The sequence below is a fragment of the Mycobacterium sp. H4Y genome (assembly GCF_000364405.1).
Taxonomy (GTDB): domain Bacteria; phylum Actinomycetota; class Actinomycetes; order Mycobacteriales; family Mycobacteriaceae; genus Mycobacterium; species Mycobacterium intracellulare.
In genome coordinates this window covers 2,288,361-2,309,428 of sequence record NZ_AKIG01000001.1, presented here as the reverse complement: position 1 = coordinate 2,309,428, position 21,068 = coordinate 2,288,361, and the positions used below count along the sequence as shown (strand labels likewise).

Here is a 21,068-nt window from a genome sequence, read left to right as displayed (position 1 = left end):
TCCGGCGGTCTCATAGCGCCCAGCTGTGGATTTCAACCGAAACGGTCGCGACGACGCGTCGTGACCGAAGCGCATCGACTGCGTACCCCGTGCCCTGCCGCACAAACTGGCGCGCAGGTGATTCACAGCGAGCCACCAGGCGGGGCGCCGGTGGCTAACGACCTACCGCCGCGGCACACGCCGAGTCGTCGGCCGAAGCCGACGGCGAGCCACCGCCTTCCCAGCGGAGCCCGGGTCTGTTCGCACGGCGCCCGCCGCCGCCGGATCGGTGCAACCACCGCCCTTCTAGCTGCCCAGATGTGCCATGATGTCCAAGCTGTCAAGACTCAGGGAGCAGCAGTGGATGTCAATCTTTCGATGGTCACACGACCGGTCGCGCGGCTGATCGCTACCGCGCAGAACGGGCTGGAAGTCTTGCGACTGGGGGGCTTGGAAACCGGCACGGTGCCGTCGCCGTCCCAGATCGTCGAGAGCGTGCCGATGTACAAGCTCCGGCGGTACTTCCCGCCGGACAGTCGGCCCGGCCAATCGCCCGTCGGGCCGCCGGTGCTGATGGTGCATCCGATGATGATGTCCGCCGACATGTGGGACGTCACCCGCGACGAAGGCGCGGTGGGGATCCTGCACAGCCGGGGGCTCGATCCCTGGGTCATCGACTTCGGCGAACCCGACAAGGTCGAAGGCGGCATGCGCCGCACGCTGGCCGATCACATCGTCGCGCTCAGTCAGGCCATCGACACGGTCCGGGACACCACGGGCAGCGACATCCATCTGGTCGGCTATTCGCAGGGCGGCATGTGGTGTTACCAGGTCGCCGCCTACCGGCGTTCGAAGAGCCTGGCCAGCATCGTCACCTTCGGCTCCCCGGTCGACACCCTGGCCGCCTTGCCGATGGGCATCCCGGCAAACTTCGCCGCGCCCGCCGCCAACTTCATGGCCGACCACGTCTTCAGCCGGCTGGCCATCCCCAGCTGGATGGCGCGCACCGGCTTCCAGATGCTCGACCCCCTCAAGACCGCCAAGGCGCGGGTCGACTTCGTCCGCCAGCTGCACGACCGCGAGGCGCTGCTGCCGCGCGAGCAGCAGCGGCGCTTCCTCGAACGCGAAGGCTGGATCGCGTGGTCCGGTCCCGCGATCTCCGAGCTGCTCAAGCAGTTCATCGCCCACAACCGGATGATGACCGGGGGTTTCGCCGTCAACGGACAGATGGTCACCCTGACCGACATCACCTGCCCGGTGCTGGCCTTCGTCGGCGAGGTCGACGACATCGGCCAGCCGGCCTCGGTGCGCGGCATCCGGCGCGCGGCACCGGACGCCGACGTCTACGAATCCACCATCCGCACGGGCCATTTCGGCCTGGTCGTCGGGTCCAAGGCGGCCCAACAAAGCTGGCCGACCGTCGCGGAATGGGTGCGATGGCTGTCCGCCGGCGGCGATAAGCCCACCAGCATCGCGCCGATGGCCGACCAGCCCGCCGAGCACACCGACAGCGGCGTGGCGCTGAGCTCCCGGCTCGCGCACGGCATCGGGGAGGCCTCCGAGGCGGCGCTGGGCATGGTCCGCGGCGCGGCCAACACCGTCGTCGCGGCCAACAAATCCGTGCGCACCCTGGCCGTCGAAACGGCCCGCACGCTGCCACGACTGGTCCGGCTGGGGCAGATCAACGACCACACCAGGATCTCGCTGGGCCGCATCATCGAGGAGCAGGCGCACGACGCCCCGCAGGGCGAATTCCTGTTGTTCGACGGGCGGGTGCATACCTACGAGGCGGTGAACCGGCGCATCAACAACGTCGTCCGCGGCCTCATCGAGGTCGGGGTGCGCCAGGGCGACCGGGTCGGCGTGCTGATGGAGACCCGGCCCAGCGCGCTGGTGGCCATCGCCGCGCTGTCCCGCCTGGGCGCCATCGCGGTGGTGATGCGGCCCGACGCCGACCTGGCCGCCTCGGTGCGGCTCGGGGGAGTGACCGAGATCCTCACCGACCCCACCAACCTCGACGCGGTGCTGGAGTCGGACGGGCAACTGCTGCGGCAGGTGCTGGTGCTCGGCGGCGGCGAGACGCGGGACCTGCACCTGCCCGAGGACTCCGACGAGCAACCCCAGGTCATCGACATGGAACAGATCGACCCGGACGCCGTCGAGCTGCCCGGCTGGTATCGGCCCAACCCGGGACTGGCCCGGGACCTGGCGTTCATCGCGTTCAGCTCGGCCGGCGGCGAGCTGGTGGCCAAGCAAATCACCAACTACCGCTGGGCGGTCTCGGCGTTCGGTACGGCCTCGACGGCCGCCCTCGACCGCCGCGACACCGTGTACTGCCTGACACCGCTGCACCACGAGTCCGCGCTGCTGGTCAGCCTGGGCGGCGCGGTGGTCGGCGGCACCCGCATCGCGCTGTCGCGCGGACTGGACCGGACCCGATTCATCCAGGAGGTGCGCCAGTACGGCGTCACCGTGGTGTCCTACACCTGGGCCATGCTCGGCGAGATCCTCGACAACCCGGCCGATCCGCCCTTCGTCCTGCACGGCAACCACCCGGTGCGCCTGTTCATCGGCTCCGGCATGCCGACCGGGCTGTGGGAGCGTGTCGTCGAGGCGTTCGCGCCCGCTCACGTCGTCGAGTTCTTCGCCACCACCGACGGGCAGGCGGTGCTGGCCAACGTGTCCGGCGCCAAGGTCGGCAGCAAGGGCCGCCCGCTGCCGGGCGCCGGGCGCATCGAGTTGGGCGCCTACGACACCGAACACGACCTGATCCTGGAAAACGAGCGGGGCTTCGTGCAGATCGCCGAACCCAAACAGGTCGGGGTTCTGCTCGCCGCGTCCAACGGCCCGATCGATCCGAGCGCCTCCGTCAAGCGCGGGGTGTTCGCCGCCGGCGACACCTGGATCTCGACCGAGTACCTCTTCTACCGCGACGACGACGGCGACTACTGGCTGGCGGGCCGGCGCGGCTCGGTGGTGCGGACCCCGCGCGGGCTGGTCTACGCCGAGCCGGTCACCGACGCCCTGGGTTGCATCAACGGCGTCGACCTCGCGGTGACCTACAACGTGCCCGTGCGCGACCACGAGGTGGCGGTGTCGGCGGTGACGCTGTTGCCGGGCGCCTCCATCACGGCGGCCGACCTGACCGAGGCCTTCGCCAAGATCCCGATCGGGCTGGGGCCCGACATCGTCTGCGTGGTCCCGGAGATGACGCTGAGCGCGACCTACCGCCCGACCGTCAGCGCGCTGCGGGCCGCCGGGATTCCCAAGGCGGGACGGCACGTCTGGTACTTCGATGCGGAGACCGAGCACTACCGGCGGCTGACTCCCGGAGTGCGTGCCGAACTGAGCGGCGCGCGGTCATGATCGACGACGCGCTGCTGAACATCCTGGTGTGCCCGGCCGACCGCGGCCCGCTGGTGCTGATTGGCGACGAGTTGCTCTACAACCCCCGGCTGCGCCGCGCCTACCGGATCGAGGACGGCATCCCGGTGCTGCTCATCGACGAGGCCCGCGACGTCGACGACGACGAGCACGCCCGGCTCATGGCGCAATGCCCTCCGGCAGATCCCCAGTGAGGTAGCGCTGCAGGTTGGGGGCGATGGTTCGCGCGACCTGCTCGGCCGGCAGCGACGCGAACGGCTCCAGTTGCAGGATGTAGCGCGCCATCACCACACCCACCAGTTGCGACGCCACGAATTGGATGCGAATCATTCCGCTTCCCGGCGGATCGTCCACGCGGGCACCGACTTCGACGGCGATCACGTCCTGAATGAACGCGCGAAACAGGTTGATCTCCGACCCCGCCAGGATCGAGCGCAGCGTCGCGATGAACGCCGCGCCGATCTCGGAATCCCACAGCGGCAACAACATCGACGGAATCTGGTAGCCGAGCTCCTCGACGGGCACCTCGCGCAGCGGGCCGATGACGTCCATCGGATCGACCGGGACGTGGACGGCCGCGGCGAACAGCTGCTCCTTGGTGCCGAAGTAATGGTGCACCAACGCCGAATCCACCCCCGCCGACGCGGCCACCGCACGTATCGACGTGTTACGAATACCGTTGCGCGCGAACAATTCCCGGGCGCTGGTCAGAATCCGGTCGCGGGTATCGGAGTTCCCGGCCGGCCGGCCCCGCCGCCGGCGGCCGGTGTTGGTAGTCGTCACTAGGCCGTCCGTCGCCGCAGCGTCGCCGCCGCCAGGCACAGCGCCGCCAGGGCGAAGCCCAACACCACGATGATGTCGCGCACCGCGATGAAGGTCAGCTCCGGGTGCGCACCCACCTGTTGCAGGGCCTCGAGCGCGTAGCTGGCCGGCAGCACATTGCTGATCCATTGCAGCCAGTGTGGCATCACCGCCCGCGGCACGATGATGCCGGCCAGCAGCAGCTGCGGCACCATCACCAGCGGGATGAACTGCACGGCCTGAAACTCGGTGCGCGCGAACGCACTACACAACAGGCCCAGGCCGACTCCCAGCACGGCGTTGACGATCGCGATCACGAACACCCACAACGGGCTGCCCGCCGTGTCGAAGCCGAGCAGCCAGAACGACACGACGCACGCCAGAACGGCTTGCGCCGCAGCGGCCGTCGAGAAGGCGGTGCCGTAGGCGATCAGCAGGTCGAGCCGGCGCAGCGGAGTGGTAAGGATGCGCTCCAGCGTTCCCGAGGCCCGTTCGCGTTGCATGGTGATCGCCGTGATGATGAACATCACGAACAGCGGGAACAGGCCGAGCAGGATCAGGCAGGCGTTGTTGAACGGGGTCGGGCCGCCCGGGCGGTGCGGGGCGTTTTCGAACATGAAGTACATCAGGGTGATCACCAGGACCGGCACCAACAGGATCATCGCGACGCTGCGGTGATCGGCGGCAAGCTGGCGCAGGATCCGCGTCGTGGTCGCCGTATACCCGTTGAGCCCTAACCGGCTTCGCGCATGGTGCTGCGCTTGATGATGGACAGAAACGCGTCCTCCAGTGACGTGCATCCGGTGTCCTCTCGCAGTTGGGACGGGGTGGTGTGGGCGACCAGCCGGCCTTCGCGCATCAGCAGCAGGTCCCCGCAGTGGTCGGCCTCGTCCATGACGTGGCTGGAAACCAGCAATGTGGTCCCCGCGCGGGCCAATTCGGCGAATTGATCCCACAGGTCCGCGCGCAGCACCGGATCGAGTCCCACGGTGGGCTCGTCGAGCACCAGCAGATCGGGCTGGCAGACCAGCGCGCAGGCCAGCGACACCCGGGTGCGTTGCCCACCGGACAGGTTGCCGCACAAGGCCGTTCGGTGATCGGTGAGCCCGACCCGTTCGATGGCGGCGTCGGCGGCCCGGCCGTCGAACCCGTACAGCGTGGCGAAGTAGCGAACGTTGTCGACGATGCGCAGGTCGTTGTAGACGGTCGGGTCCTGCGGCAGGTAGCCGACGCGACGGCGCAGTTCGGCGCTGCCGGCAGGCTTGCCGAGCACGACGACGCGGCCCGAGGTCACGATCTGGGTGCCGACGATGCATCGGATCAGCGTGGTCTTGCCGCAGCCGGACGGGCCGAGCAGGCCGGTGATGCTGCCCGCCGCGATCCGCACGGAGAAGTCGTGCAGGGCCGGGCGTTTACCGCGGATCACGCGCAGGTGATCGATCTCTACCGCCGGCTCGGCCTGATCCGAGATTAATTCATCACGAGATGAACTCATCATGTGATGAATATTCGTCGCGCGCGGCCGCGCTGTCAAGGGGTCGCGGCATCCGGGCGTTCGCGGCCCCGGGCGGGCCTAGTTGAAGCGCTCGCCGATCGCCGGGCGTCGCTGCGGCAGGTGCCCGTGCACGCCTTCGGCGTAGGCGGTTTCGGCGTGCTGGGTGAGGTCGGCGCCGGTGGTTTCGTCTTCGGTACTGAGCCGGAAACCCACCACCCGGTCGATCACCTTGGCCAGTACGAACGACACGGTGAACGCGTAGAACGCGACGACCGCGATCGCCAGCGTCTGCTTGCCCAGCTGGCCGACGCCGCCGCCGTAGAACAGGCCGCGCGGGCCCGCCGTCATGACCGCCGTGGCGAGCAGCCCGATCAGGAACACACCGACCACGCCGCCGACGAAGTGCACGCCCACCACGTCGAGCGAATCGTCATAGTTGAAGCGCAACTTCGCGCCCACCGCGAACGAACACACGACACCCGCCGCCAGGCCGACGACCGTCGCGCCGAGGGTGTTGACGGTTCCGCACGACGGGGTGATGGCCACCAGGCCGGCGACCACACCCGACGCCGCACCGAACGTGGTGGGCCTGCCGTCGCGAATCTGTTCGACCGCAAGCCAACCCAGCATGCCCAGGCATCCCGCGACCAGGGTGTTGAGGAAGATGGCCGCGGCGGTTCCGTTGGCGGCCAGGGCGGAGCCGGCGTTGAACCCGAACCAGCCGAACCACAGCAGCCCGACACCGACGAACAGCAGCGGCAGGTTGTGCGGCCGCATGGCGTCCTTCTTGAAACCGATGCGCGGCCCGAGCACCAGCGCCAGCGCCAGCGCGGAGGAACCCGAGACGATCTCGACGACCAGCCCGCCCGCATAGTCGAGGACGCCCAGCCTGGCCAGCCAGCCGCCCGGCCCCCAGACCCAGTGGGCGACAATCGAATACACGGCGATCGTCCACACCGGGACGAACACCATCCAGGCGGCGAACTTCGCGCGGTCGGCGATCGCGCCGCTGACCAGCGCGGCGGTGATGATCGCGAACGTCAACTGGAACGTGGCATACAGCAATTCGGGCACCGCCGTGCCGTGCACCGTGTCGGGGGTGATGCCGAGCATCCCGAAATGCCTGAGGTTGCCGACGAGCCCGCCGGCCCCGTCCTCGGAGAACGCGACGGTGTAGCCGATCAGCAGCCACGCCACGGTCACCAGCGGGATGGAGATGAAGCTCATCATCATCATGTTGAGCACCCCGGTGGTGCGGACCATGCCGCCGTAGAAGATCGCCAGGCCGGGGGTCATCAGCAAGGCCAGCGCGGTGCTGGCCAGCAGCCACGCCGTGGCGGCCGGGTCTATCGCGTGCATGTCGGCCTCCTTCGGCTCCCGGACACCGGGATACTGCCATGTTCGGGCCGCCGGTAGGTTCGTTGGGTTACTGAAAAGAGGATTCAGGATCTTCAATTGGTCGAGGCTGGACGACGATCTCGCGCAAGCACGGCCGCGGCGCGGCTGTTGGTCGACCCGGTCGAGGCCGCGCGCCGGTTACTGGGCGCCACCCTCACCGCGCGGGGCGTCAGCGGGATAGTCGTCGAGGTCGAGGCCTACGGGGGAGTGCCCGACGGTCCGTGGCCGGACGCCGCGGCGCACTCCTACAAGGGCCTGCGCGCCCGCAATTTCGTGATGTTCGGGCCGCCGGGGCGGCTCTACACCTACCGCAGCCACGGCATCCATGTCTGCGCGAACGTCTCGTGCGGTCCCGACGGCACCGCGGCCGCGGTGTTGCTGCGGGCGGCCGCGATCGAGGACGGGACCGACGCCGCCCGGGCCCGCCGCGGCGAGCTGGTACACACCGCGGCGCTGGCGCGCGGGCCGGGGAACCTGTGCGCGGCCATGGGAATCACCATGGACGACAACGGAATTGACCTGTTCGACGGCAACAGCCCGGTGACGGTCGAGCTGCACGAACCGCTGAGCTCGATGTCCGGCCCGCGGGTCGGTGTCAGCCAGGCCGCCGACCGGCCCTGGCGGTTGTGGCTTCCCAGGCGCCCGGAGGTCTCGGCGTACCGCCGCAGCCCGCGCGCGCCGGCCCCGGGTGCCAGCGACTGACCCGCGGCGGACGTCGGGTCGCTGGGGGGTAACGCCCCGGATCCGCGCCACAAGTCGACGCCCGCCGTCGGCGCTCTGGAAGACTCGTACACCATGATCCTCGACGAGCTGGGCTGGCGCGGCCTGATCGCGCAGTCCACCGACCTCGACGCGCTGGCGGCCGACGCCCGGCGCGGGCCGATGACGGTGTACGCCGGCTTCGACCCCACCGCGCCGAGCCTGCACGCCGGCCATCTGGTGCCCCTGCTGGCACTGCGCCGCTTCCAGCGCGCCGGCCACCGCCCCATCGTGCTCGCCGGCGGCGCCACCGGGATGATCGGCGACCCCCGCGACGTCGGTGAGCGCACCCTCAACGAGGCCGACACCGTCGCCGAGTGGACCGAACGGATCGGCGGACAGCTGCGACGCTTCGTCGACTTCTCGGATTCTGGGGACTCACCGACCGGCGCCGTCGTCGTCAACAACCTGGACTGGACGCGCCCGCTGTCGGCGATCGAGTTCCTGCGCGACATCGGCAAGCACTTCTCGGTCAACGTCATGCTGGACCGCGACACCGTGCGGCGCCGCCTGGACGGCGACGGCATCTCCTACACCGAATTCAGCTACATGCTCCTTCAGGCCAACGACTACGTCGAACTGCACCGCCGCTACGGCTGTCGCCTGCAGATCGGCGGCTCCGACCAGTGGGGCAACATCATCGCCGGGGTCCGGCTGGTCCGCCAGCAGCTCGGCGCCTCGGTCCACGCGCTGACCGTGCCGCTGGTGACCGCCGCCGACGGCGCCAAGTTCGGCAAGTCCACCGGCGGCGGCAGCCTGTGGCTGGACCCCGCGCTGACCACCCCGTACGCCTGGTACCAGTACTTCTTCAACACCGCCGACGCCGACGTGATCCGCTACCTGCGCTGGTTCACCTTCCTGTCGGCCGACGAGCTGGGCGAGCTGGAGCAGGCCACGGCCGAGCGCCCCCAACAACGCGCCGCGCAGCGGCGGCTGGCACGCGAACTGACCGTGCTGGTGCACGGCGAGGCGGCCACCGAGGCCGTCGAGCACGCCAGCCGGGCGCTGTTCGGGCAGGGCGAGCTGGGCCGGCTGGACGAGGCCACGCTGTCCGCGGCGCTGCGCGAGACGTCGGTCGCCGAGCTCAAACCCGGTGGCCCCGACGGGATCGTCGACCTGCTGGTGGCCAGCGGGCTGTCCGAGAGCCGCAAGGCCGCGCGGCGCACCATCGGCGAGGGCGGTGTCTCGGTCAACAACGTCCGCATCGAAAGCGAGGAGTGGGCGCCGCAGCCGTCGGACTTCCTGCACGGCCGGTGGCTGGTGCTGCGCCGCGGCAAGCGCACCGTCGCCGGGGTCGAAAAGGTCTAGACCGCCCCGGCGCCGTAGCGCCTCCGCGAAACACGCGCGTGCACAGATCTTTACCCCACCGTGTCGTCGGCGTGACCCGAGGCGACCACTGTTGTCACGGTGATTTTCGCGACGCGTGTGCGATCGACCGTCCTGCGGAGCCTGGGGGTGATCACGGGCCTGGTGGCTCTGTCGGGGGCGATGTCGGCGCCGATCCGCGCGGACATGCTCGGCAATGCGTTCCTGTCGGCGCTGACGAACGCCGGGATCTCCTATAGCCAGCCGACCGGCACCACGGCGATGGGACAGTCGGTGTGCCCGATGCTGTTCGAGCCCGGCGGGTCCTTCGACGCGGTGACGTCCAAGATGGCCGAGGGCAACGGCATGTCGTACGAGACGGCCGGCAGGTTCACCATCGTGGCGATCGCGACCTACTGCCCGGCGCTGATCGCGCCGCTCCTGGGCAACCGGCTGCCGAGTTAGGTGTGGCGCTGCCCGTATTCTCGGCAGCGTGGTCGACGACAGGCAGAGGCACCGCGGCGAGCGGAGGGCGCGGCCGGCATCCGGCAACTGGTCCGGTCCGGGCCGTGCGCGGCCGGCTCAGCCGCAGAGCGGCGCGCGCCGCGACGCCCAGGCCGATCGCGCCCCGCAGGACGGGCCGCCGATCCCGCCCGGCGTGGAAGCCAAGCAGCTGGCACCCGACGTCCGCCGCGAACTGAGCACCCTGGACCGCGCCACCGCCGACGCCGTGGCCCGCCACCTCGTCGCCGCGGGCGAGCTGCTCGAGGAGGACCCGGAGGCGGCGCTGCGCCACGCCCGCGCGGCGCGGGCCCGATCCAGCCGGATCGCCACCATCCGGGAGGCGGTCGGCATCGCCGCCTACCACTGCGGCGACTGGTCGCAGGCGCTGGCGGAGTTTCGCGCCGCACGCCGCATGGGCAGCAAGTCCGCGTTGCTTGCGTTGATCGCCGATTGCGAACGCGGACTTGGCCGTCCGGAGCGCGCCATCGAGCTCGCGCGCGGACCGGAGGCCGCCGAGCTGTCGGGTGACGACGCCGACGAGCTGCGCATCGTCGCCGCCGGGGCGCGCGCGGACCTCGGCCAGCTGGAGCAGGCGCTGACCGTGTTGTCCACGCCGCAACTGGATCCCAGCCGCACTGGCTCCACGGCGGCGCGGCTGTTCTACGCCTACGCGGACACGCTGCTCGCGCTCGGCCGGACCGACGAGGCGCTGCAATGGTTCCTGCGTTCGGCGGCGGCCGACGTCGACGGTGTCACCGACGCCGAAGACCGGGTCAGTGAACTCGGCTGACGCGACGGAATTGACGACGTGAAAACCCTTGCGCAGGAATACGATTGCCTGCTGATCGACCTCGACGGCACGATGTTTCGCGGCCGCCGGCCCACCGAGGGCGCGGTGCAGGCGCTGGCCGAGGTGCGCAGCCGCGCGTACTTCGTCACCAACAACGCCTCCCGCAGCGCCGACGAGGTCGCCGCGCACCTGAGCGAGCTCGGCTTCACCGCCGTCGCCGACGACGTCGCCACCAGCGCGCAAAGCGCCGCCCGGTTGCTGGCCGACCAACTGCCACAAGGCTCGCCGGTGTTGATCGTGGGCACCGAGGCCCTGGCCGGCGAGATCACCGCCGTCGGGCTGCGCCCGGTGCGCAGCTACGACGACGACCCGGCCGCCGTCGTGCAGGGCCTGTCCCAGACCATCGGGTGGCCGGAGCTGGCCGAGGCGGCGCTGGCCATCCGGGCCGGCGCGCGGTGGGTGGCCTCCAACGTCGACCTCACCCTGCCCACCGAGCGCGGGCTGCTGCCCGGCAATGGATCGTTCGTGGCCGCGCTGCGGGCGGCCACCGGCGCCGAACCCCAGGTCGCGGGCAAGCCGGCGCCCGCCCTGCTGCGCGACGCGGCGGCCCGGGGCGACTTCCGCGCGCCCCTGGTGATCGGCGACCGCCTCGACACCGACATCGAGGGCGCCAACGCCGCCGAACTGCCCAGCCTGATGGTGCTCACCGGGGTCAACTCCGCGCGGGACGCGGTGTACGCCAAGCCCGCCCAGCGCCCCACCTACATCGGCCACGATCTGCGCTCGCTGCACACCGACGGCGAGCGGCTCGCGGTCGGCCCGCAGTCGGGCTGGCGGGTCGACGTCGCGGACGGGGCGGTCACGGTCCGCGGGGACGGGCCGGACGACGGGGACGGCCTGTCGATCGTGCGCGCGGTCGCCAGCGCGGTGTGGGGCGAGTCGGGGTCCGGCGCCGTGCGCATCGAGGCCGGCGACGACGAGGCGCGCGCCGCGCTGCAGCGCTGGTCTTTGGTGCGCACCGACTAACGTAGGAACGCGATGAGTATCGACCCCGATCAGATTCGCGCCGAGATCGACGCCCTGCTGGCCCGGCTGCCCCAACCCGGCGACCAGGAAGACCCCGAGAAGGCGCCCTCGCTCGACGAGCTCGAAGAGATCGCGCGCCGGCTCTCCGAGGCCCACGACGTCCTGCTGGCCGCGCTGGAGTCGGCGGAGAAGGGCTGAGTGCGCGCATGTCTCGACGCGCCCGCGTTGACGCCGAGCTGGTGCGGCGCGGCCTGGCCCGGTCGCGTCAGCAGGCCGCGGAGTTGATCGGCGCCGGCAAGGTGAGCATCGACGGGATGCCCGCCCGCAAGCCCGGCACCGCCGTCGCCGTCACCGCCGCCCTGACCGTGGCCACCGACGGCGAACGCGGCTGGGTCTCGCGCGGCGCGCACAAACTCATCGGCGCGCTGGACGCCTTCGGGATCTCCGTCGTGGGCCGCCGCTGCCTGGACGCCGGCGCGTCGACGGGCGGCTTCACCGAAGTCCTGCTCGATCGCGGGGCCGCCGAAGTGGTGGCCGTGGACGTGGGATACGGCCAGCTGGCGTGGTCGCTGCGTAGCGATTCGCGGGTCGTCGTCGTCGAGCGGACCAACGTTCGTGACCTGACGCCCGAGTCGATCGGCGGGCCGGCCGACCTCGTCGTGGCCGACCTGTCGTTCATCTCGCTGGCCACCGTGTTGCCCGCGCTGGCTGGCTGCGCCGCACCGAACGCGGATATCGTTCCCATGGTGAAGCCACAGTTTGAGGTGGGGAAGGGCCAGGTCGGCGCGGGCGGTGTGGTGCACGACCCCGGCCTGCGCGCCGACGCCGTGACGTCGGTCGCGCGCCGCGCCGCCGAGCTGGGTTGGCACACCGTCGGCGTCACCGCGAGCCCGCTGCCGGGGCCGTCGGGCAACGTCGAATATTTCCTTCGGCTGCGCGCCCAGGCCGATCGTCCGCTCGCCGGCGACGCCCTGGTGGCGGCGGTGCGGCACGCGGTGGAAAGCGGGCCGCAGTGACTCCAGCCGAACGCACCGTCCTGATGGTCGTCCACACCGGCCGCGAAGAAGCCACCGAGACGGCCCGCCGTGTACAGAAAACGCTGGGCGACAACGGAATCGGGCTACGGGTGCTGTCCGCCGAGGCCGTCGACCGGGGACCGTTGCACCTGGCCCCCGACGACATGCGGGCGATGGGCGTCGAGATCGAGGTCGTCAACGCCGACCCCCGGGCCGCCGAAGGCTGCGAACTGGTGCTGGTGCTCGGCGGCGACGGGACGTTCCTGCGGGCCGCCGAGCTGGCGCGCAACGCCGGCATCCCGGTGCTGGGCGTGAACCTCGGGCGGATCGGTTTTTTGGCCGAGGCCGAGGCCGAGGCCATCGACCGCGTGCTGGACCACGTTGTCGCACAGGACTACCGGGTGGAGAACCGCCTGACGCTCGACGTGGTCGTGCGCCAGGGCGGCCGGGTCTCCGCGCACGGCTGGGCCCTCAACGAGGTCAGCCTGGAAAAGGGCCCCCGGCTCGGCGTGCTGGGGGTGGTGGTCGAGATCGACGGGCGGCCGGTGTCCGCCTTCGGCTGCGACGGCGTCCTGGTGTCGACCCCGACGGGTTCCACCGCCTACGCGTTCTCCGCGGGCGGCCCGGTGCTCTGGCCCGACCTGGAGGCAATCCTGGTGGTACCCAACAACGCTCACGCGCTGTTCGGTCGCCCCATGGTCACCAGCCCGAACGCCACCATCGCGATCGAGGTGGAGGCGGACGGCCACGACGCCCTGGTGTTCTGCGACGGCCGCCGCGAGATGCTGATCCCGGCCGGCAGCCGCATCGAGGTGAAACGTTGTGACACGGCGGTGAAATGGGCCCGGCTGGACAGCGCCCCGTTCACGGACCGGTTGGTGCGCAAGTTCCGGCTTCCGGTGACCGGGTGGCGCGGAAACTGACGGCACAGCACGGGATCCTGACTGAATGCTGACTGAAATCCGGATCGAGTCGCTCGGGGCGATCAGCTCGGCGGTCGGCGAGTTCGACCGCGGCCTGACCGTGCTGACGGGGGAGACCGGCACCGGAAAGACCATGGTGGTCACCGGATTGCATCTGCTCGGCGGCGCCCGCGCCGACGCCACCCGGGTCCGGTCGGGGGCCGAGCGGGCGGTCGTCGAAGGGCGGTTCAGCACAACCGATCTCGACGAGGCCATGGTCGTGCGGCTCGACGAGATGCTCGACGCGTTGGGCGCCGAACGCGACGAGGACGGCAGCGTGATCGCGCTGCGCTCGGTCAGCCGTGACGGGCCGTCGCGGGCCTACCTCGGCGGCCGCAGCGTGCCCGCCAAATCGCTGGGCGACTTCACCGCCGGGCTGCTGACCCTGCACGGGCAGAACGACCAGCTGCGCCTCATCCGGCCCGAGGAGCAGTGCGCGGCGCTGGACCGCTTCGCCAAGGCCGGACCCGCGCTCGAGCGGTACTGCAAACTGCGCGACGCCTGGCTGTCGGCGCGGCGCGACCTGCTCGACCGCCGCAACCGCATGCGCGAGCTCGCACTGGAGGCCGACCGGCTGACGTTCGCCCTCAACGAGATCGACGCCGTCGACCCGCAACCCGGCGAGGACGACGCCCTGGTCGCCGAGATCGTGCGGCTCTCCGAACTGGACACCCTGCGCGAGGCCGCCGCCACCGCCCGCGCGGCGCTGTCCTCCGAGGAGACCGACGGCCTTAGTGCCACCGACAGCCTGGGAAAGGCAAGGGCCGCACTGGAATCCACCGGCGACGCCAAGCTGACGGCGCTGGCCGGCCAGATCGGCGAGGTGCTGACCGTGCTCGTCGACGCGGCCGGCGAACTGGGCGGCTTCCTCGAGGAGCTGCCGGTCGACGCCAGCGCGCTGGAATCCAAGCTGGCCCGGCAGGCCGAACTGCGCACCCTGACCCGCAAGTACGCCGCGGACATCGACGGCGTGATCGGGTGGGCCCAGGAGTCGCGGCAACGGCTGGCCCAGCTCGACGTCTCCGAGGAGGGCTTGGCGGCGCTGGCCGCCCGGGTCGACGAGCTCGGCCGCGAATTGGCCCAGGCCGCGGTCGATCTCAGCGCCACCCGGCGCAAGGCCGCCAAGCGGCTCGCCAAGGAGGTCACCGCCGAGCTGTCCGGGCTGGCGATGGCAGACGCCCAATTCACCATCGACGTGACCCTGGATGCCGCGCCGGACACCGCGCCGGACCCCGACGACTCGGCCGCGCTGCGGCTGCCGTCGGGCGAGCGCGTCCACGCCGGCGCCGACGGCGTCGACCAGGTCGAGTTCGGTTTCGCCGCGCACCGGGGCATGGACCAGCTGCCACTGGCCAAGAGCGCCTCCGGCGGCGAGCTGTCCCGGGTGATGCTCGCCCTGGAGGTGGTGCTGGCCACCTCCCGCAAAGAGGCCGCGGGCACCACCATGGTGTTCGACGAGGTCGACGCCGGGGTGGGCGGCCGCGCGGCGGTGCAGATCGGGCGCCGGCTGGCGCGATTGGCGCGCACCCACCAGGTCATCGTGGTCACGCACCTGCCGCAGGTCGCGGCGTACGCCGACGTGCACCTGGTGGTGCACGCCGCGGGGCCGAAGGGGACCAGCGTGGTGCGGCGCCTCGGCGGCGACGAGCGGGTCGCCGAGCTGGCGCGGATGCTCGCCGGGCTGGGCGAATCCGACAGCGGCCGCGCGCACGCCCGCGAGCTGCTCGAGGCGGCGCAAAAGGACGAGATCTAGCCCCGTGTTGCGGCCGCCGTCTCGGCCCCTGTCTCCGGGCCCCTGTCTCGGGCCCCTGTCTCCGCGAGCGTCGACTTGTGGCGGCCAACCCCGGCGTGTCGCCGCATCAAGTCGACGTTCGAGACCAGTTCGGCACAGACCTGTTACTAATGGGACTCTAGATAACTTCTGGGGCTAATGTTACGGCGCGCCTCCCCGCGTCGTCCGCGCATCACCGACAGAATCGCCCCCATGAAGATGTCAGGCCTGCTTTCCCGTAATCCCGCCCGGCCGGGCCTCGTCGGCACCGCCCGCGTTGACCGCAACATCGACCGATTGCTGCGCAGGGTCTGCCCCGGCGACATCGTCGTGCTCGACATCCTCGATCTGGATCGCATCACGGCGGACGCCCTGGTGGAGGCCGACATCGCCGCCGTCGTCAACGCCTCGCCGTCGGTGTCGGGCCGCTACCCCAACCTGGGGCCCGAGGTCCTGGTCAACAACGGGGTCACCCTGATCGACGAGGCCGGACCCGACGTCTTCAAGAAGGTCAAAGACGGCGCCAAGATCCGCCTGCACGAGGGCGGGGTGTACGCCGGCGACCGGCGGCTGGTCCGCGGCACCGAGCGCACCGACCACGACATCGCCGATCTGATGCGGGAGGCCAAGAGCGGCCTGTCCGCCCATCTGGAGGCGTTCGCCGGCAACACCATCGAGTTCATCAAGAGCGAGAGCCCGCTGCTGATTGACGGCATCGGCATCCCCGACGTCGACGTCGACCTGCGCCGCCGGCACGTGGTGATCGTCGCCGACGAGCCCAGCGCCGAGGACGACCTCAAGTCGCTCAAGCCGTTCATCAAGGAGTACCAGCCGGCGTTGATCGGCGTCGGCACCGGCGCGGACGTGTTGCGCAAGGCGGGGTATCGCCCGCAGGTGATCGTCGGCGACCCCGACCAGATCAGCACCGACGCCCTGAAGTGCGGGGCCCAGGTCGTGCTGCCCGCCGACGCCGACGGGCACGCGCCGGGGCTGGAACGCATCCAGGACCTGGGCGTCGGCGCGATGACGTTCCCGGCCGCGGGGTCGGCGATCGATTTGGCCCTGCTGCTGGCCGACCACCACGGCGCCGCGCTGCTGGTGACCGCCGGCCACACCGCCAACATCGAGACGTTCTTCGACCGCACCCGCGCGCACAGCAACCCGTCCACCTTCCTGACCCGGCTGCGGGTGGGGGAGAAGGTGGTGGACGCCAAGGCCGTGGCCACCCTGTACCGCAACCACATCTCGGCGGGGGCCATCGCGCTGCTGGCGCTGACGATGCTGATCGCCGTCATCGTCGCGCTGTGGGTGTCTCGCACCGACGGCGTGGTGCTGCACTGGGTCACCGACTACTGGAACCACTTCTGCCTGATGGTGCAGAAGTGGGTCACCTAGATGATCTCGCTGCGCCAACACGCCCTGTCGCTGGCCGCCGTGTTCCTGGCGTTGGCCGTGGGCGTCGTGCTGGGTTCCGGCTTCCTGTCGGACACGTTGCTGTCCAGCTTGCGTGACGAGAAGAAGGACCTCAACACCCAGATCAGTGGGCTCAACGACCAGAAGAACGTGCTGAACGAAAAGCTCAGCGCGGCAAACAATTTCGACACCCAGCTGGCCGGCCGGATCGTGCACGACGCGCTGGCCGGCAAGTCGGTGGTGGTGTTCCGCACCCCGGACGCCAAGGACGACGACGTGGCCGCGGTGTCGAAGTTCATCGGTCAGGCCGGCGGGACGGTGACCGGGACGGTGTCGCTGACGCAGGAGTTCGTCGAGGCCAACTCGGCGGAGAAGCTGCAGACGGTGGTGAACTCGTCGGTGCTGCCCGCCGGACAGCAGCTGAGCACCAAGCTCGTCGACCAGGGTTCGCAGGCGGGTGACCTGATGGGCATCGCCCTGCTGGCCAACCCCAACCCCGCGGTGCCCCCGGTGGACGACACCCAGCGCAACACCGTGCTCGCGGCGCTGCGCGACACCGGCTTCATCACCTATCAGGCGAGCGATCACATGGGCGCGGCCAACGCCGCGCTCGTCGTCACCGGCGGCGCGCTGCCGCAGGACGCCGGGAACCAGGGGGCGAGCGTGGCCCGGTTCTCGGCGGCGCTGGCCCCGCACGGCTCGGGCACGCTGCTCGCCGGGCGCGACGGTTCGGCGACCGGCGGCGCCGCCGTCGCGGTGGCCCGCGCCGACGCCGGCCTGAACTCCGCGATCAGCACGGTCGACGACGTGGACGCCGCGCCGGGACGCATCACCGCGGTGCTCGGCCTGCACGACCTGCTGGGCGGCGGTCACGCGGGCCAGTACGGCACCGGTCACGGGGCGACGTCGATCACGGTGCCCCAATAACCGTGGAGTAGCGGGCGTGTTCACCGCGGCTCGGCGTCGTGGATGTTAGGGTGGGTTTCCGTGGGTCGGCAGGCCCATCTAGTTGTTCGCTAGAAACATTTTTCAAGCCCTGCCCGTCTTCACGGAGGTCGCCTGTTGCGAAAGCACCCGCAAACCGCCACCAAGCACCTCTTCGTCAGCGGGGGCGTCGCATCCTCGTTGGGTAAGGGATTGACCGCCAGCAGCCTCGGTCAGCTCCTGACGGCGCGCGGGCTGTACGTGACGATGCAAAAGCTCGATCCGTACCTCAACGTCGACCCGGGCACCATGAATCCGTTCCAGCACGGCGAGGTCTTCGTCACCGAGGACGGCGCCGAGACCGACCTCGACGTCGGCCACTACGAGCGGTTCCTGGATCGCGATCTGTCCGGCTCGGCGAATGTCACTACGGGGCAGGTGTATTCGAGCGTCATCGCCAAGGAACGCCGCGGTGAGTACCTCGGCGACACCGTCCAGGTGATCCCGCACATCACCGACGAGATCAAGGGCCGCATCCTGGCGATGGCCCAGCCCGACGCGCAGGGCAACCGCCCCGATGTGGTCATCACCGAAATCGGTGGCACCGTCGGCGACATCGAGTCGCAGCCCTTTCTGGAGGCGGCCCGCCAGGTGCGCCACGACCTGGGCCGCGAGAACGTCTTCTTCCTACACGTCTCGCTGGTGCCCTACCTGGCCCCGTCGGGTGAACTCAAGACCAAGCCCACGCAGCACTCGGTGGCCGCGCTGCGCAGCATCGGTATCACCCCGGACGCACTGATCCTGCGCTGCGACCGCGACGTTCCCGAGGCGCTGAAGAACAAGATCGCGCTGATGTGCGACGTCGACATCGACGGCGTCATCTCCACCCCGGACGCGCCGTCGATCTATGACATTCCGAAAGTGCTGCACCGCGAAGAACTCGACGCCTATGTGGTGCGCCGGCTCAACCTGCCGTTCCGCGATGTCGACTGGACCGAATGGGACGACCTGCTGCGCCGGGTGCATGAGCCGCATGAAACGGTGCGAATCGCCTTGGTGGGCAAGTACGTTGAACTCTCCGACGCCTACCTGTCGGTCACCGAGGCGCTGCGCGCCGGCGGTTTCAAGCACCACGCCAAGGTCGAGTTGCTCTGGGTGGCGTCCGACGATTGCGAGACCGGGCCCGGTGCCGCGGCGGCGCTGGCCGACGTGCAGGGTGTGCTGATTCCGGGCGGGTTCGGCATCCGCGGCATCGAGGGCAAGCTCGGCGCCATCCACTACGCGCGCGCCCGGGGCCTGCCGGTGCTGGGCCTGTGCCTCGGGCTGCAATGCATCGTGATCGAGGCCGCCCGCTCGGCCGGCCTGACCGAGGCCAACTCGGCCGAATTCGACCCGGACACACCGGATCCCGTCATCTCCACGATGGCCGACCAGGTCGACATCGTCGCCGGCGAGGCGGACCTCGGCGGCACCATGCGGCTGGGCGCCTATCCCGCCGTGCTGGAACCGGATTCGATTGTGGCCCAGGCGTATGGCGCGACGCAGGTGTCCGAACGCCACCGGCACCGCTACGAGGTCAACAACGCCTACCGCGACAAGATCGCGGAAAGCGGACTCAGGTTTTCCGGCACCTCGCCCGACGGCCACCTGGTCGAGTTCGTCGAGTACCCGCCGGACGTGCACCCCTTCATCGTCGGCACGCAGGCTCATCCGGAGCTCAAGAGCCGGCCCACCCGGCCGCACCCGTTGTTCGTCGCGTTCGTCGGGGCGGCCCTCGAATACAAGGCCGGCGAACGGTTGCCGGTGGAAATCCCCGAGCAGTCGTCCAACGGCATCCAGCATCGGGACAGCGCCGCGCGGCCCATACCTGAGCCCGCGTCCCGTGGCTGAACACGTCTTCTCCACGGCGTCCTCCGAAACGCTGTACACCGGAAAGATTTTCGCGCTGCGCAGCGACCGGGTGCGGATGCCGAGCGACACCACCGCGGTGCGCGAGGTCGTCGAGCACTACGGCGCCGTTGCCGTCGCGGCGCTGGACGCCGACAACAACATCCCGCTGGTCTACCAGTACCGGCACGCGTTCGGGCGGCGGCTCTGGGAGTTGCCCGCCGGGCTGCTCGACGTCGCGGGGGAGCCGCCGCAGCAGACGGCCGCCCGCGAACTCCACGAGGAGGTCGGCCTGCGGGCGGACACCTGGCGGGTGCTGGTCGACCTCAACTCCGCGCCGGGCTTCAGCGACGAATCCGTACGGATTTATCTGGCCACCGGGCTGACCGAGGTGGGCAGGCCCGAGGCGCACCACGAGGAAGCCGACATGACGATGACCTGGGTTCCCATCGCGGAGGCCGCCCGTCGGGTGCTGCGCGGCGACATCGTGAATTCGATTGCCATCGCGGGGATCTTGGCGGCCCACGCCGTCACCGAGGGGTTCGCGCAGCCGCGGCCGGTGGACAGTCCCTGGATCGACCGGCCGACGGCGTTCGCGGCCCGAAAGGCCGGGCCATGACGACGGTGGCGCTGGATTCCCAACTCCAGGGTTACCTCGACCACCTCACTATCGAGCGCGGCGTCGCGGCGAACACCCTGAGCTCGTATCGCCGCGATTTGCGCCGCTACACAAAACACTTGTCGGACCGTGGAATTCACGATCTGGCCAAGGTGGGCGAGGACGACGTCAGCGAGTTCCTGGTGGCGCTGCGCCGCGGCGACCCCGAGACCGGGGCGGCGGCGCTGTCGGCGGTGTCGGCGGCGCGGGCCCTGATTGCGGTGCGCGGCCTGCACCGCTTCGCCGCCGCCGAGGGGCTGGCCGAACTCGACGTAGCCCGCGCGGTCCGCCCGCCCACGCCCGGCCGCCGGCTGCCCAAGAGCCTGACCGTCGACCAGGTCTTGGCGCTGCTGGAGGGCGCGGGGGGCGACAGCCCGGCCGACGGCCCGCTGACCCTGCGCAACCGCGCGCTGCTGGAGCTGCTGTATTCGACCGGCGCGCGGATCTCCGAGGCCGTCGGCCTCGATGTGGACGACGTCGACACGCAGGCCCGCTCAGTGTTGTTGCGCGGCAAGGGCGCTAAGCAGCGGCTGGTGCCGATCGGGCGCCCCGCCGTGGCCGCGCTGGACGCCTATCTGGTGCGCGGACGTTCGGATCTGGCGCGCCGGGGGCGCGGGACGCCGGCCATCTTCCTCAACGTCCGCGGCGGGCGACTGTCGCGTCAGAGCGCGTGGCAGGTCCTGCAGGACGCGGCCGAGCGCTCCGGCATCACCTCGGGGGTGTCGCCGCACATGCTGCGGCACTCGTTCGCCACGCATCTGCTCGAGGGCGGCGCCGACGTGCGGGTCGTGCAGGAGTTGCTCGGGCACGCCTCGGTGACGACGACGCAGATCTACACCATGGTGACCGTGCACGCGTTGCGCGAAGTGTGGGCCGAGGCCCACCCGCGGGCGCGATAATCCGCGCTCGGGCGCGCTCCCTTTGCGTCCCCCGCCGAACGTGGAGTTGTTGCGCGAAAACGGCGAAATCGTCGACAACAAGTCGACGCTCGAGCGT

General features: G+C 70.5%; 20 protein-coding genes. 16 read left to right on the top strand and 4 right to left on the bottom strand.

The features are described 5' to 3' along the window. The first annotated feature begins 297 nt into the window (after nt 1–297). Nucleotides 298–3,345 carry an acyl-CoA synthetase gene (locus W7U_RS10150; RefSeq protein WP_085976446.1) on the top strand — a complete coding sequence of 1,016 codons (3,048 nt, stop codon included), beginning with the start codon at nt 298–300 and terminating at the stop codon, nt 3,343–3,345. Then, nucleotides 3,342–3,557 carry a Trm112 family protein gene (locus tag W7U_RS10145; protein WP_008257597.1) on the top strand — a complete coding sequence of 72 codons (216 nt, stop codon included), beginning with the start codon at nt 3,342–3,344 and terminating at the stop codon, nt 3,555–3,557. Before W7U_RS10150 ends, W7U_RS10145 begins: the two co-directional genes overlap by 4 nt. On the opposite strand, the gene W7U_RS10140 is transcribed toward W7U_RS10145, so the two are convergent. The 4 genes from W7U_RS10140 to W7U_RS10125 form a co-directional block, all read right to left on the bottom strand. Beyond that, a complete protein-coding gene (locus tag W7U_RS10140) occupies nt 3,523–4,146 on the bottom strand; it encodes a TetR family transcriptional regulator (protein ID WP_008257596.1) in 624 nt (207 codons plus the stop codon). The two genes, W7U_RS10145 and W7U_RS10140, sit on opposite strands and share 35 nt — an antisense overlap. Continuing rightward, a complete protein-coding gene (locus tag W7U_RS10135; protein ID WP_081614492.1) occupies nt 4,146–4,964 on the bottom strand; it encodes an ABC transporter permease in 819 nt (272 codons plus the stop codon). Before W7U_RS10135 ends, W7U_RS10140 begins: the two co-directional genes overlap by 1 nt. After that, nucleotides 4,898–5,662, bottom strand: a complete 765-nt coding sequence (locus tag W7U_RS10130) for an ABC transporter ATP-binding protein (protein WP_008257594.1) — start codon at nt 5,660–5,662, stop codon at nt 4,898–4,900. Before W7U_RS10130 ends, W7U_RS10135 begins: the two co-directional genes overlap by 67 nt. 75 nt (nt 5,663–5,737) lie before the next feature. Beyond that, nucleotides 5,738–7,018: an ammonium transporter gene (locus W7U_RS10125; RefSeq protein WP_008257593.1), complete on the bottom strand. Its 1,281-nt coding sequence runs from the start codon at nt 7,016–7,018 to the stop codon at nt 5,738–5,740. Nucleotides 7,019–7,114: 96 nt separating this feature from the next. Between W7U_RS10125 and W7U_RS10120 the strand changes: the two genes are divergently transcribed. The 14 genes from W7U_RS10120 (at nt 7,115) to xerD (ending at nt 20,971) form a co-directional block, all read left to right on the top strand. Continuing rightward, nucleotides 7,115–7,759: a DNA-3-methyladenine glycosylase gene (locus W7U_RS10120; protein ID WP_008257592.1), complete on the top strand. Its 645-nt coding sequence runs from the start codon at nt 7,115–7,117 to the stop codon at nt 7,757–7,759. A 93-nt stretch (nt 7,760–7,852) separates the two neighbouring features. Continuing rightward, nucleotides 7,853–9,124: a tyrosine--tRNA ligase gene (gene tyrS, locus W7U_RS10115; RefSeq protein WP_008257591.1), complete on the top strand. Its 1,272-nt coding sequence runs from the start codon at nt 7,853–7,855 to the stop codon at nt 9,122–9,124. Nucleotides 9,125–9,223: 99 nt separating this feature from the next. Continuing rightward, on the top strand, nt 9,224–9,586 hold the full coding sequence (locus tag W7U_RS10110; RefSeq protein ID WP_008257590.1) for a DUF732 domain-containing protein: 363 nt from the start codon (nt 9,224–9,226) through the stop codon (nt 9,584–9,586). Between the two features lie 28 nt (nt 9,587–9,614). Further along, the gene (locus W7U_RS10105; protein ID WP_008257589.1) at nt 9,615–10,415 is read left to right on the top strand and encodes a tetratricopeptide repeat protein; all 801 of its coding nucleotides are present in this window, start codon (nt 9,615–9,617) and stop codon (nt 10,413–10,415) included. Nucleotides 10,416–10,433: 18 nt separating this feature from the next. Further along, entirely contained in the window at nt 10,434–11,441 is a 1,008-nt protein-coding gene (locus W7U_RS10100; RefSeq protein ID WP_008257587.1) for an HAD-IIA family hydrolase, read from the top strand. Nucleotides 11,442–11,453: 12 nt separating this feature from the next. Then, entirely contained in the window at nt 11,454–11,639 is a 186-nt protein-coding gene (locus tag W7U_RS10095; protein WP_008257585.1) for a hypothetical protein, read from the top strand. An 8-nt stretch (nt 11,640–11,647) separates the two neighbouring features. Next, the gene (locus W7U_RS10090; protein WP_008257578.1) at nt 11,648–12,457 is read left to right on the top strand and encodes a TlyA family RNA methyltransferase; all 810 of its coding nucleotides are present in this window, start codon (nt 11,648–11,650) and stop codon (nt 12,455–12,457) included. Next, nucleotides 12,454–13,380, top strand: coding sequence for an NAD kinase (locus tag W7U_RS10085; RefSeq protein WP_008257576.1), 927 nt, complete (start codon nt 12,454–12,456; stop codon nt 13,378–13,380). Before W7U_RS10090 ends, W7U_RS10085 begins: the two co-directional genes overlap by 4 nt. 25 nt (nt 13,381–13,405) lie before the next feature. Further along, the gene (gene recN, locus W7U_RS10080; RefSeq protein WP_008257570.1) at nt 13,406–15,172 is read left to right on the top strand and encodes a DNA repair protein RecN; all 1,767 of its coding nucleotides are present in this window, start codon (nt 13,406–13,408) and stop codon (nt 15,170–15,172) included. Between the two features lie 231 nt (nt 15,173–15,403). Beyond that, entirely contained in the window at nt 15,404–16,585 is a 1,182-nt protein-coding gene (steA, locus tag W7U_RS10075; protein WP_008257567.1) for a putative cytokinetic ring protein SteA, read from the top strand. After that, entirely contained in the window at nt 16,586–17,530 is a 945-nt protein-coding gene (locus tag W7U_RS10070) for a copper transporter (RefSeq protein WP_008257565.1), read from the top strand. Nucleotides 17,531–17,665: 135 nt separating this feature from the next. Beyond that, the gene (locus W7U_RS10065) at nt 17,666–19,417 is read left to right on the top strand and encodes a CTP synthase (RefSeq protein WP_008257563.1); all 1,752 of its coding nucleotides are present in this window, start codon (nt 17,666–17,668) and stop codon (nt 19,415–19,417) included. Then, nucleotides 19,410–20,033, top strand: a complete 624-nt coding sequence (locus W7U_RS10060) for an NUDIX hydrolase (protein ID WP_008257560.1) — start codon at nt 19,410–19,412, stop codon at nt 20,031–20,033. Before W7U_RS10065 ends, W7U_RS10060 begins: the two co-directional genes overlap by 8 nt. Further along, nucleotides 20,030–20,971, top strand: coding sequence for a site-specific tyrosine recombinase XerD (xerD, locus tag W7U_RS10055; RefSeq protein ID WP_008257558.1), 942 nt, complete (start codon nt 20,030–20,032; stop codon nt 20,969–20,971). Before W7U_RS10060 ends, xerD begins: the two co-directional genes overlap by 4 nt. Nucleotides 20,972–21,068: the final 97 nt, after the last annotated feature.

Excerpts from the sequence above, each read along its gene's own strand:
- W7U_RS10150 (WP_085976446.1), top strand. The coding sequence starts at position 298 with ATGTGCCATGATGTCCAAGCTGTCAAGACTCAGGGAGCAGCAGTGGAT.
- recN (WP_008257570.1), top strand. The coding sequence starts at position 13,406 with ATGCTGACTGAAATCCGGATCGAGTCGCTCGGGGCGATCAGCTCGGCG.
- xerD (WP_008257558.1), top strand. The coding sequence starts at position 20,030 with ATGACGACGGTGGCGCTGGATTCCCAACTCCAGGGTTACCTCGACCAC.
- W7U_RS10145 (WP_008257597.1), top strand. The coding sequence starts at position 3,342 with ATGATCGACGACGCGCTGCTGAACATCCTGGTGTGCCCGGCCGACCGC.
- W7U_RS10130 (WP_008257594.1), bottom strand. The coding sequence starts at position 5,662 with ATGATGAGTTCATCTCGTGATGAATTAATCTCGGATCAGGCCGAGCCG.
- W7U_RS10070 (WP_008257565.1), top strand. The coding sequence starts at position 16,586 with ATGATCTCGCTGCGCCAACACGCCCTGTCGCTGGCCGCCGTGTTCCTG.
- W7U_RS10090 (WP_008257578.1), top strand. The coding sequence starts at position 11,648 with ATGTCTCGACGCGCCCGCGTTGACGCCGAGCTGGTGCGGCGCGGCCTG.
- W7U_RS10125 (WP_008257593.1), bottom strand. The coding sequence starts at position 7,018 with ATGCACGCGATAGACCCGGCCGCCACGGCGTGGCTGCTGGCCAGCACC.
- tyrS (WP_008257591.1), top strand. The coding sequence starts at position 7,853 with ATGATCCTCGACGAGCTGGGCTGGCGCGGCCTGATCGCGCAGTCCACC.
- W7U_RS10095 (WP_008257585.1), top strand. The coding sequence starts at position 11,454 with ATGAGTATCGACCCCGATCAGATTCGCGCCGAGATCGACGCCCTGCTG.
- W7U_RS10135 (WP_081614492.1), bottom strand. The coding sequence starts at position 4,964 with ATGCACGTCACTGGAGGACGCGTTTCTGTCCATCATCAAGCGCAGCAC.
- steA (WP_008257567.1), top strand. The coding sequence starts at position 15,404 with ATGAAGATGTCAGGCCTGCTTTCCCGTAATCCCGCCCGGCCGGGCCTC.